The 12,513-nt window shown below is 43.2% G+C and carries 10 protein-coding genes; 3 read left to right on the forward strand and 7 right to left on the reverse strand.

Features of this window, described 5'->3' with window-relative positions:
- Positions 1 to 47: 47 nt before the first annotated feature.
- The 4 genes from EI161_RS10820 to nspC all read right to left on the reverse strand — a co-directional run bounded on the left by EI161_RS10820 (position 48) and on the right by nspC (position 3,997).
- Entirely contained in the window at positions 48 to 464 is a 417-nt protein-coding gene (locus EI161_RS10820) for a hypothetical protein (RefSeq protein WP_192529546.1), read from the reverse strand.
- Positions 465 to 500: 36 nt separating this feature from the next.
- On the reverse strand, positions 501 to 1,130 hold the full coding sequence (locus EI161_RS10825; protein ID WP_192529547.1) for a hypothetical protein: 630 nt from the start codon (positions 1,128 to 1,130) through the stop codon (positions 501 to 503).
- Positions 1,131 to 1,241: 111 nt separating this feature from the next.
- On the reverse strand, positions 1,242 to 2,525 hold the full coding sequence (locus EI161_RS10830; protein ID WP_192529554.1) for a saccharopine dehydrogenase family protein: 1,284 nt from the start codon (positions 2,523 to 2,525) through the stop codon (positions 1,242 to 1,244).
- A gap of 257 nt (positions 2,526 to 2,782) precedes the next feature.
- Entirely contained in the window at positions 2,783 to 3,997 is a 1,215-nt protein-coding gene (nspC, locus tag EI161_RS10835) for a carboxynorspermidine decarboxylase (protein WP_192529548.1), read from the reverse strand.
- A gap of 90 nt (positions 3,998 to 4,087) precedes the next feature.
- Here nspC and EI161_RS10840 point away from each other — a divergent pair, with 90 nt between their 5' ends.
- On the forward strand, positions 4,088 to 4,756 hold the full coding sequence (locus EI161_RS10840) for a DUF924 family protein (protein ID WP_192529549.1): 669 nt from the start codon (positions 4,088 to 4,090) through the stop codon (positions 4,754 to 4,756).
- A gap of 153 nt (positions 4,757 to 4,909) precedes the next feature.
- Here EI161_RS10840 and EI161_RS10845 read toward each other — a convergent pair whose 3' ends face one another.
- Together EI161_RS10845 and lpxB are read right to left on the reverse strand one after the other, a co-directional pair.
- On the reverse strand, positions 4,910 to 5,797 hold the full coding sequence (locus tag EI161_RS10845; RefSeq protein ID WP_192529550.1) for a ribonuclease HII: 888 nt from the start codon (positions 5,795 to 5,797) through the stop codon (positions 4,910 to 4,912).
- A gap of 21 nt (positions 5,798 to 5,818) precedes the next feature.
- A complete protein-coding gene (gene lpxB, locus EI161_RS10850) occupies positions 5,819 to 7,156 on the reverse strand; it encodes a lipid-A-disaccharide synthase (RefSeq protein ID WP_192529551.1) in 1,338 nt (445 codons plus the stop codon).
- A 470-nt stretch (positions 7,157 to 7,626) separates the two neighbouring features.
- Between lpxB and EI161_RS10855 the strand changes: the two genes are divergently transcribed.
- On the forward strand, positions 7,627 to 8,709 hold the full coding sequence (locus tag EI161_RS10855; protein WP_192523572.1) for a 3-deoxy-7-phosphoheptulonate synthase: 1,083 nt from the start codon (positions 7,627 to 7,629) through the stop codon (positions 8,707 to 8,709).
- A 94-nt stretch (positions 8,710 to 8,803) separates the two neighbouring features.
- On the opposite strand, the gene pepN is transcribed toward EI161_RS10855, so the two are convergent.
- Positions 8,804 to 11,446 carry an aminopeptidase N gene (pepN, locus tag EI161_RS10860; RefSeq protein ID WP_192529552.1) on the reverse strand — a complete coding sequence of 881 codons (2,643 nt, stop codon included), beginning with the start codon at positions 11,444 to 11,446 and terminating at the stop codon, positions 8,804 to 8,806.
- A gap of 468 nt (positions 11,447 to 11,914) precedes the next feature.
- Here pepN and pal point away from each other — a divergent pair, with 468 nt between their 5' ends.
- Positions 11,915 to 12,433: a peptidoglycan-associated lipoprotein Pal gene (pal, locus tag EI161_RS10865; protein WP_192529553.1), complete on the forward strand. Its 519-nt coding sequence runs from the start codon at positions 11,915 to 11,917 to the stop codon at positions 12,431 to 12,433.
- Positions 12,434 to 12,513 lie beyond the last annotated feature (80 nt).

Here is a 12,513-nt window from a genome sequence, read left to right on the forward strand (position 1 = left end):
TTCTCTTTGTTGTGGTAAACAAGAGTGTAAGGCGTTGCTTATTTTTTTCAACTATTTCCCAATTCTATACAGCCCCTAGTAGTCAGCGCTAAATTACTGGGATCAACCAAAAATATGCGATTAACCTCTCCAATGGCCCAAAGATAAGCGCGGGCACTGATTAAGGCGATTAGTAAATAAAGAACGATTTGACCCCAGATGCTGGTCTTTAAATAGAGATAAACGATATTTTTAATCGATACCATAATGAGTATGATAAATAAAACAGCAGCGATTAACAGGACAAGACTATAAGACACATAAAGCGGCAAATCCAGCGCGAAACTTAATACCAAGGCACTACCAATAATGAGAAGTATGATAGAGAATTTGGCAAAAAGCCGCGTGGTTTGAATCAACCATTCTCTAACAGAGTCTATAGTAACCTTTGGGGTGCCCGCTGGTTGTTTCTCATCAGTACTCATGGATATGGTTTTCTCGTATATAAGCTGTCATGACGACTAAGGCAATATCTCAGGCTTAATATGGTCGTTCAAATCAATGGTGGCTATTTTCTCATCCCACTCTGGTTCAGTGGGATGCGGCAAGCCGTATAAAATATTGAGCGGCTTAGGATAAGTGGTCGTAAAAGTATCGATAAATCCTTTGGCAGTATGCCCACAAGGGACAATAATGACATTTGGCGCTTGGGTAAGTACTTGGTTGAGTCTGCGCGCAAAGTCTTTGAAAATATCAGTTTGCGCAAGAAGGGTTGGTGCATACTGCTCGGCATTTTTGATGTCTTGTGCTAGATGTTGTTTAATACCGACAATATTATTAACCTGTGCTTGCGCCTCATCGTCAAGATCACACGGATAAAAGGCGGGATTCATCGGTAAATGCGAACAGTTAAGGATGCCAAGCGGCTGATAGTGTAGCGCTTTTATATTACAGCCAACTGGCAATTGGGTATCAAAATCATGCACATAACCTTGAGACTTTAACAATTGGGTCAGCTCAAGTGCCGACTCGCCTGCAGCTGGATGTCCATGAATGTATTCATTGATATGCGGCGATTCCAAAACCATCAAGACTTTGAGATTGCTAGGTTCAACCATCAAGTCGCCAACGTTGTACTTGGAAAGAGGCATTAATATTCCTTCTATTTATTTTTTAAGGCTAAAAAAACACCATACCAAGCACGCGCTTAATATGGTGTTTGTTATTGCAACCACCGATTCAAAAAAGACTGGTGATTGCGTTTAAATAGTAAACTCAAGCGCTCTATCACCGTCTGCATCTTTGATACGCGTTGGCAAACCAATCTTATTCAACAGATTGATAAGTGGTTTGGCATCCAGCTCTTCGACGTTGACCATTTTACCTGTATCCCACTCACCCGTAGCGACTAGCATCGCCGCCGCAACGGGTGGCACGCCAGCGGTATAAGAGATACCTTGGCTACCCATGGCTTCATAAGCTTCTTTATGGTCGGAGATATTATAGATAAACACCTCGGTATCGACACCGTTGATTTTACCTTTAACCTTATCACCGATGCACGTATTGCCAGTATAATTTGGTGCAAGCGAGCTTGGATCTGGTAGCACTGCCTTGACGACTTTTAGCGGAATGACTTCTTGTCCTTCGGCAGTCAATACTGGTTGCTCTGACAGTAATCCTAAGCTTTGCAGTACGGTAAATACATTAATATAATGCTCACCAAAGCCCATCCAAAAACGGATATTAGGTACGTCTAGGTTTGCCGATAACGAATGAATTTCATCGTGACCGCTCAAATAGCTGTTTTGCACACCAACGACAGGCAAGTCATCGGTACGCTTGACTTCAAACATCTTATTCGACTGCCACTTGCTGTCTTGCCAAGAATAAACAGTCCCCGTGAATTCACGGAAATTAATCTCAGGATCAAAGTTGGTCGCGAAGTACTTACCATGGCTGCCAGCATTGATATCAATAATATCAATATCCGTCACTGAGCCTTTATCCATCATGTCATAGCCAAGACGCGCATAGGCGTTAACCATACCGGGGTCAAATCCTGCGCCTAAAATAGCAGTGATATTATTGTCGGCGCAGCGCTGTTTACGCTTCCACTCATAGTTGTCATACCATGGCGGTGTCTCACAAATCTTGCGTGGATCTTCGTGAATGGCGGTATCAATATAAGCGACGCCAGTCTCGATACAAGCTTCTAACACACTCATATTAAGGAAAGGTGAACCAACATTAATGATGATTTGGATACCAGTTTCTTTTATGAGTGCGATGAGTGCTGGAATATCGAGGGCATCGATTTGATGGGTATGCAAAGTAGCAGGCTGCTTAAAGCTGCCTTTTTCTACGACACTCTGAGCGATAGCCGTACATTTATCTTGCGTACGTGAGGCAATATGAATCTCACCAAGTACGTCGTTATGCATGGCACATTTATGCGCGACTACTTGAGCCACGCCGCCTGCACCAATGATCAATACGTCTTTTTTAGTTGGATTTTTATCTGATTTGGTTTGTTGTGTAGTCAATGCCACAATCCTCCTTTGTGTCCCTGTCGATACCATCGATAATGGCGAGTCAAAACAGAAACGAGTGAATGATGTACGTGAATTAAAAAGGAAGACCGAGGAAAACCCACGCACCCGCCGGGCAAAGCACCATTTGATTATTGGCTTTTGCCCGTGGCGATTATAACAATTTTCGCCACCTTTTCGGCAAAAATTAATGATAAAGAGAAATCCAACTTTATTTATCAAAAATTATCGTATTAATATTAAGACCAAAATTAAGACAAGCTTGCCTTATAATCCTGATAATCAAACTCACGCTGCACATCAACACTGCCATCAAGACGACGAATAACAATGGCTGGCATATTAACGCCATTAAACCAATTTTTCTTTACCATGGTATAACCAGCGGCATTGCCAAACGCAATCTTATCGCCTACTTTCAATTTATTTGGCAAAGCATATTCACCAAAGATATCACCCGCCAAACAAGAACGACCGTAAATAATGCTGTTGCCTGACATATCGGTTGTTTCATCAATATTCATAGGTAAGATATTAATCAATTCTTCATTAATAGCAGTAATGGGCGCAGATTCGCGATAAATCAGCAAATCGAGCATATGCGCTTCGATAGAAGCATCGACGACAGCGAGGTTTTTTTCGTTATGCATGGTATCTAATACAGTCGTTACCAACGTGCCAGCACCATGGATACTCGCCTCACCCGGCTCAAGATAAACTTGTACACCGTACTTTTCGCTGAAATCCTTTAATCTGTCAGCAAGCTTTTCTAATGGATAATCAGGGGCGATAAAATGGATACCACCGCCCAAGCTAACCCATTCAAGCTGTATTAATACATTACCAAATCTGGCTTCGATATCAGCTAAGCTCTCACTAAACGCCTCAAAGCTGTCATTTTCACAGTTATTATGAATCATCACCCCAGTAATATCATCAAGCACTGCTGTTATCTTATCTTTATCATGCTCACCAAGACGGCTAAAAGGACGGGCAGGATCAGCAATAATAAATGATGAATTACTGGTTTTAGGGTTTAAGCGTAGCCCTACTGGTAGGTTTTGCGCTTTAGCTTGGTCTTTAAAAGCATTTAATTGCGAAATAGAATTAAAGATAATCTTATCCGCATAACTGAGCACTTCAGGGATTTCATCGCTACTATACGCCACGCTATAAGCATGAGTTTCTTTTTTATTATCGCTATTTTTGCCTTTACCAAAAGTCTCATAGCCCAAACGCACTTCATTTAATGAAGATGAGGTCGTGCCATGCAGATAAGGCTGCATAACATCAAACACACCCCACGTGGCAAAGCATTTTAGCGCCAGCAATGCCCTAGCACCTGATAACTCACACAGTCGAGCGATAATCTGCATATTGGCCACAATCGCCGTCTCATCTAGTAAATAATAAGGCGTTGATGGCAGTTTTACATGGGTGGTTTGTACGGAGGTTTTTGTATTCATAAGAATCACCTAGTAGCTGAACATTGGCATCATGACAGAGATAAATATTTGCGCTATAGTAGACTAAATTTATTATAATTAGAATATCCTATGTCATTATCAACCGACTATTCCACCTCTAGTAACCAAGCCAATCTGTCTCAACTGGACCCAAATAATAATATTGATTTGACTCATCTCGATCCTGATGCACGTGCGGTGTTAGACTTTTGGTTTGATAAAGACAATGAGCAATATTGGTTTATCCAGAATGATGAATTTGATCAAAAAGTAAAGGATAAATTTGGCAAAACATGGCAAGCAGCCAAGCGAGGTGAGTGTGTCACGTGGCGAATGACAGAAGTAACAACGGATAACAATAGCTCAGTCACGGTACTGGCTGGACGATTGTCAGAAATCATCGTTTTGGATCAATTCTCGCGTAATCTATGCCGTGAGCAAGCCTGTGCTTTTGCGCAAGACGGTATGGCATTGGTATTGGCACAAGAGGCTATTGATCAACCGTATTTTGATACGCTGCCGATGGACTGGCGTAAGTTTATCATTATGCCATTCATGCATTCCGAATCAGCGATGATTCATCAGCGCTACCTACCGCTATTTGAGCAACTAAATGATGCGAATACTTTAGATTTTGAACATCGTCATAAAGACATTATCGAACAATTCGGACGCTACCCACATCGTAATGCTGCGTTAGATCGCGAGTCAACAGTTGAAGAAGAAGCGTTTTTGCAGCAGCCAAACTCGTCGTTTTAAACGCTGTTAACCATACTAGACACTTTTTATTTAGTAAATCATTAAATTTAAATGGCTAAAGAAAGTCCCGCTTACTCTTAAGAGCCGGCGGGATTTTCTATTTAAATGACAATATATATTTTGCTTAGGCTATTTCATAGAGGTATAGTTCTATTAGCTTTCAAGTGCTTTTCTAACGGGTGCAAAACTACGTCTGTGCGCTGCCAATACCCCATACGTCTCAATCGCTTCCATATGGGCGCGTGTTGGATAGCCTTTGTGTTTGGCGATACCATATTCAGGATGCTGAGCATCAAGCGCATACATGGTTTTGTCGCGGCTTACTTTTGCTAAGATACTCGCCGCTGCAATACTGGTATGGCGAGCATCGCCTTTTACCCAAGCTTGGCAGTCAATCGCTGACTCTTTTATTCCTAATTTAGCAAGGCGTGTATAGTCTAAATCAGGACAGCGATTACCATCGAATAACACCTCTACTTGCATAGGATAAGGTGCATCATCGGTGTCTGGTTTGATGCTCACAAAATGTTTAGCGGCCGCTTCTAGTAAGACTTCGGTACATAAACGCATACCGAGCATGGTTGCTTGCAAGATATTGACCTGATCGATGACTGCTGCTGGAATATCAACGACGACATAACCAATAGTATGCTGCTGAACCAAAGGATACAGAATGTCACGCTTTTTTTCACTCAGCTGTTTTGAGTCTGTCAATATAGCCAATGGCGTACCTTTGAGCGGCTCCGCCTCAATCAAGCCTGCCCAAGTGAGCGGCAGTATCGCAGCAGCGACATGAACGCTACCTAGTAATGGCCCACGCCCTGCTTCATCAACGCCAATCTGTAACTTATTAATAAAGACTTGGTTCGAGCTTGGCGCGCATTGATCAATTAAATCCGTCACATTTAGCTGACCACTCAAACCTATTGGAGCCGCCAAATTAATATACTGTCCTTTGATATCAATTTGTTCAATAACTTTTTCAATCTGTAATGTATGACTCTCTGTAGTACCTTGTTCTGTGTGCGGCATAATACTCATAACTTATAATGTCTTATTAATTTATTGCGAAGCTTGATTTGTGATCGGTTGTTTAGACAGATGGCTGTCTTGCATAAACCATTGCTCAATCACACTGTTAGCGGGATCGTGATTGCTTTGCTGCTGTAATAAGTGCTTGGTTTCAACGAGCGCCTTTAATTGCTCAGCATAGGCACGCGGTTGCAATAGGCGCATGACGGTGCGACAGATATTGTCGCCACTCGCCTGCTCTTGGATAAGCTCGGGTACAATCGCAGTGTTTGCCAAGATATTGGGTAAGCCAACATAAGGCACTTTGACCAGCCGTTTAGCAATTTGATATGTCAATTGATTCAACTGATAAATGACCACCATCGGACGTTCAAGCAACATCGCCTCAAGGGTCGCTGTACCCGATGCGAGCATCACCATATCTGATGCGGCCATCGCCTGCTGACTAAAGGCGGGTTGACTATCATCATAGACCACGACGATAGCCGCGCGCAGTTGTTCTGAACGTTTATCAATAACTTCTTGGACGATATATTGGTGGTTTTGATCAACGGTTGGAATGATAAAGCATAAATTCGGGTCTAATAAAATAAGCCTTTGAATCCCATCCAACATCAATGGCAATATAGCCGTTATTTCACCACGTCTAGACCCTGGCATCACACAAATAAGCTGGCTGACCTCATCGAAACGATCAATAAAAAACTGCTGCAAACCATCATTGTGCCAAACCAGCTCGCTACGGCGCTGGTTAATTGGCGTATCTAACAACGTCTGATCTATAGTTCGCAATAACGGATGACCGACACATATCGCTGGATGGTTGTAACGCTCATATACTGGTAGCTCAAACGGGAATAAACACAATACTAAATTGGTCGCCGCCTTAATATTGTGGATACGCGACTCGCGCCATGCCCAAATAGAAGGGCTGACATACTGCACACAAAATACGTCTTCAGGCTTTAGTTTTTTGGCAACTCGAAGATTAAAGTCAGGCGCATCAATGCCAATAAACCAATCAATATCTGCCGTTTTAAAAGCCGCCAACAGTTCACGGCGCGCTTTCAGTAGGTCAGGGAGCTGAGCAACCACTTCTACCAATCCCATCACTGCCAAACGTGACAACGGAAAAATACTTTGCAGCCCTTGCGCCTGCATTTTGGTACCGCCAACGCCAATCCAAATGATGTCATCACGTAGATTGTTCATCTGCTGCATAAAATCTGCACCCAAACTATCACCTGAGACTTCGCCTGCAACAATACCGATGACCAGTGGCGCCGCTGTCACGGCAGACACGTCATCATAAATATCGGGCTGTACCGTTACATCCGATGGTTGGTGAGGCGTAGCAGAATCTGTCATGACAAGCTCTCAATATTAAAGTAATACAAAAGTCAAAAATATAAATATTTTAAAATACAGAATCATTATAAAATATAGCACACGAAATCAGTGTTAGGGTGCCAACTCAAATGCACTATGGCATTATTTATAATGCTCGAATTAAGTGATTTATAGCGTCATCATACGTGACGCTGCTAAAAATAGCGAAATTAGCACATAAAATCCAGTGCTGACAATTAAAAATATGGATACATGAGTCAGTCTATTTGTCAAAATTTAGATTCAGTTCAGGTATAGAGAGCCACTTAATAGATTGTTTTTATGTTGGGTTATAAACCCTATAAGAATATGTCTAATCAACAACTATAACCAAGTTTTAGCCTCAACATTCCAGTTATCAGTCAATTAACTACGCGACTGCCCTTGTCAACCGGCACTTTTGTCAGCATAATGAATATCCCTATACATTAGCTAGACGATATATAATCATGACAACACCAGCTACTCATAATGCAGATATTGACGACGTGAATATTGAAAAGTTCATTCCTTTAATCACACCCGCTGAGCTAAAAACTGAGCTGCCTTTATCAAACGAAGCGTATAAAACCGTTCTCAAAGGTCGCAACACTATCCAAGATATCTTGGATGGTAAAGATAAGCGCCTATTTGTGGTTATTGGTCCTTGCTCTATTCACGATATTAAAGCCGCCCACGAATATGCCGATCGCTTAGCCATATTGGCAAAAGAGATCGAAGACAGCGTATTCGTAGTGATGCGCGTTTATTTTGAAAAACCACGGACGACCGTTGGTTGGAAGGGTATGATTAATGACCCTGATATGAATGACAGCTTTGATATCGAAAAAGGCCTACGTACAGCCCGTAAGTTACTGCTTGATTTAAACGCAAAAGGCCTGCCGTGCGCGACGGAAGCCCTTGACCCGAATACCCCGCAGTACATGCAGGATTTGATCAGCTGGTCGGCAATTGGCGCTCGTACCACTGAGAGCCAAACGCACCGTGAGATGAGCTCAGGCTTATCATGCCCCGTTGGTTTTAAAAATGGTACGGATGGCGGCATGACCGTCGCTGTCAACGCTATGCAAGCGGTCAAAGCCGGTCATAGCTTTTTAGGCTTATCATCAGACGGCAAAGTATCAATCATCAAATCTAAAGGCAATCCATACGCGCACGTCGTTCTTCGTGGCGGTAACGGCAAGCCTAACTATGATGAAACAGCCGTTGCTCAAGTAGAAGACGCGCTGGCTAAAGGTAAAACCAGTAGCAAGATTATGATTGACTCAAGCCATGCCAATTCAGGTAAAGACCCTTACTTGCAACCAATGGTCATCAAAAACGTCGCAGAGCAAATTCAAAATGGCAATAAATCTATCATTGGTATGATGATTGAGAGTCATCTAAAAGGCGGCAACCAAAAGCTCACTGAAGACTTGAGCCAGCTTGAATACGGTAAATCTATCACTGATGGTTGCTTAGACTGGGATAGTACCGTCGAAGCATTGCACAACCTGCGTGACATGGTCAAAGACGTATTGCCTAACCGCTAATAGCCGTCATTAATAACCATAAAAACCCCGTCTGACATTTAATGTCAGACGGGGTTTTTTGTACTCTATCACTTATAAAATGGTTTATGTAAACCTACTCATTCGCTGCTGCCAATACACTGCTTAGGCTCTCATGCACATGCTTAGAGGAAACCTGCTGCTGTACATCAAGCAGTTGCTCATGTGCCATTTGACGACGTGGCTCAGCCAAGGTATTCCAACGCGCCAGCACTTGCAATAGGCGCGAGGCTATCATAGGGTTTAAGTCATCTAACTTTTTAATCACAGCGGTATAGATATCCAAGCCTTCTTGCGTCCATAATACCGTTGGCTGCGAGGTAAAGGCACTAATCACTGAGCGCACACGGTTGGGCGTATTCCAATCAAAATCTTTATGCGCCAATAGTGACTTGATAATCTCAGGGCTGACGTTATCGGCAGACGCTTGCACACTGAACCACAAATCAATGACCAAATCATCGTCTTGAAAGCGTTTATAAAAATCGTCCAAATAATCATCGGCATTTGCTACTTGATGATTAATTATCGCCTGTAACGCACCGAAGCGCTCCGTCATACAGCTGGCATTGTCATACTGCTGCTGCGCCCACTCGCCAGCACCTTCAACATTGGCAGTCAATGCCATATCGAGCACCACATTACGTAGCGCGCGTTTGCCGCGAGCTTCAGCGCTGTCATCATAAGCTTGCAGAGGTAGCTGTTGATATAGCGCTGCCCACTGCTCTTTTAGCGCCTCTGCCAACTGCTGATATAAACCATCTCGTTGCGTTTTGACCAGCTCTGGATCGTAATCCTTATGAATAGCAGCGGCCAACTCTTGCGCTGACGGGATATCGAGCAAGCGCGCAGCCAACATCGCATCGTCGGCAGCTAAATCAGGCAACGTCTGTGCCACTGCTTGTAGGTAAACTTCAGGATTACTTTTTGAGCCTTGAGATTGCAGTAAAATACGATTGACTAGCATTTGGGTCACTTGCCAACGATTGAAACCATTGGTCTCATACTTAAGCAAAAATGCCAAATCCTTGTCTTGATAATCATAATTCAGCTGTACTGGCGCACTAAAGTCACGTAGCAAAGACACGATAGGTTCACTAGTCACATCTTCAAAAATGAAGGTCTGCTCTGCTTGGTCTAACAGGAGCATACGCTCAGCGATGATTTCGCCACTTTCTTGATCAAATAATGCCGTTGACACTGGAATTGGCAAGGGTTTTGGCGCATCAAAACCGCTGACATGACGAGTTTGCTGACTCAAGGTGATGGTTAATGTCTGAGCCTCACTGTCATAGTCTTGATGGCCTGATACAACGGGCGTGCCTGGCTGACGATACCAATCAATAAAGTCCTCGATTTTGTCATTGGTGATACTGAGCGCCGATAAGAAGTCTTCAACCGTCACTGCTTGTCCATCATAGCGACGAAAATACTCATCGGTGCCTTTACGGAAATCTTCTGCACCCAAAGTATTAGCAAGCATACGGACGACTTCAGCGCCTTTTTCATAAACGGTCGTGGTATAAAAGTTATTAATTTCAATGAAACTTTCAGGGCGTACTGGATGCGCCAATGGTCCTGCGTCCTCTGCGAATTGATAGGCACGTAGATTGGCGACATCATCGATACGCTGTACCGCGCTTGACTGCTGGTCCGCTGAAAACGATTGGTCACGATAGACGGTAAGACCTTCTTTTAAACACAGCTGGAACCAATCACGGCAAGTGATGCGGTTACCTGTCCAGTTATGAAAATACTCATGAGCGATAATAGATTTCACACTAAAACTACGACTATCGGTCGTGGTCTCAGGGCTTGATAGCACACAAGCGGTATTAAAAATATTCAGCCCTTTGTTTTCCATCGCGCCCATATTGAATTGACTGACGGCGACGATCATATAACGATCTAAGTCATAGGCACGGCCATAATTAACCTCGTCCCATTTCATCGAATCTTTGAGCGCTTGCATAGCAACAGCGCATTTATCGATATCGGCAGACTTGGCATATACTTCGAGCAACACCTCTCGACCTTCGCTGGTGGTATAGCTATCCGTTAGCACATCTAAGTCTGCAACCACGCAGGCAAACAGGTAACTTGGTTTATTGGTTGGATCGTGCCAAATCGCATAATGACGGTCTGGTGCCTCTGCAACCTCACCCGCTTCGATTAGATTACCATTGGCCAATAGCGTTGGATAACGCTTATCCGCCTCAAGACGCGTGGTAAATATCGCGAGCACATCAGGACGGTCTGGATAAAAGGTGATTTTACGAAAGCCTTCTGGCTCGCACTGAGTGACAAACATCGTCTCGTCACCACTACCCGCCATATAAAAACCTTCAAGCGCGGTATTGGTCTGCGGACAGATACGCACTTGAAGCGCTAATGTCACCTCATCAGGCGCATCAGTAATCGTCAACTTACCTGCAGTTTGCTGATAACGCTCAGGTGTCAGTTGCTCGCCATTCATTGTAACGGCAAGCAGCTCTAGCTCTTCACCGAACAAAACAATATCACCCGCAGTTTGGCGTACCATTTTTAGGGTACTGTCTACCTGCGCATGATCCTCGAACAGTTTAATATCTAAATCAACGGTTTCCACATCGAAGCTTGGCGGTTGATAGTCTTTTAAGTTAATTTTACTCGGATTATGCGCTGGCACATCAGGCATTTCAGGATTGACAATTTGCGCAGCGGTTTCAGCGGTAGACATATAAATTCCTATTATTATTGATGATATAAATGTGCGGGTACTCAATCTTGCTGAGCTTACAGCTACATTGACCTAAACTGTCAAATTTCAAGTGTGAACCCCAAGATTATTATGTTGGTAGCTCATAAATGATACCAATATATTAATGATTAATATGATTTAATATAGTGGATTCAGTTTAAAACCGATACGAGTGCTACCAACGTATCGCTTTTATTTAAAACTGCCTATATACAACGATAAATCACTACCAAATTGGCTCAATACTAATGATTGAACCATCCCTAAAAACTCGAACTAGCAGCGTTGATAGTATGCTATATATCTATATGTAATTTCTCGAATTACTTACAGTAATACTACTTACATAAAGTAACATTTAGTATATTATAGATAGCAATTGCCTAAGTTTTACCGTAAGCAGTTTAAAACAACAAAGTTAATTAATTAAAATTTTAGGAGCTTATTATGTCAATCAATTTTTCTAAGATCGCAGCCTTAGCCGTACTATCTAGTGCTGTTGCCCTAACCACAGGTTGTGCCACCAAACGTACGACTTCTGAGGTCGTGGTTGCCCCACTAGGTATCCCATCTGGGCAAGCAGGCTACACTGGTGCGGTTGTCGTCGACAACTCAAATACAGTGATTACTGGCGCTGAAAATCTACAAGCGGTGGTATACTTTGCTTTTGACAGCAGTGAAATCACCTCACAAGCCGCCAGTGTTCTTAACCAACACGCCGCATTGCTAAGCTCAAACCCATCAGCGAGTGTGGTCATCGCTGGTCACACAGATGAGCGCGGTAGCCGTGAATACAACATCGCACTAGGTGAGCGCCGTGCCCAAGCAGCACGTAACTATCTTGCTACGCAAGGTGTTGCGGTAAATAACATTCGTGTTATCAGCTATGGCGAAGAACGTCCTGTTGCTGCTGGTACGACTGAAGACGCCTATGCACAAAACCGCCGTGCTGAGTTGTCTTACTAATCTCACCGATAGCGGTTCACTTCTATTAGGGCGTGTTGAACATTGGCGACAAATTGATGGCAAAAAAAATAGCGAACGGT

Source organism: Psychrobacter sp. FME5, from assembly GCF_014861375.1.
Classification (GTDB): domain Bacteria; phylum Pseudomonadota; class Gammaproteobacteria; order Pseudomonadales; family Moraxellaceae; genus Psychrobacter.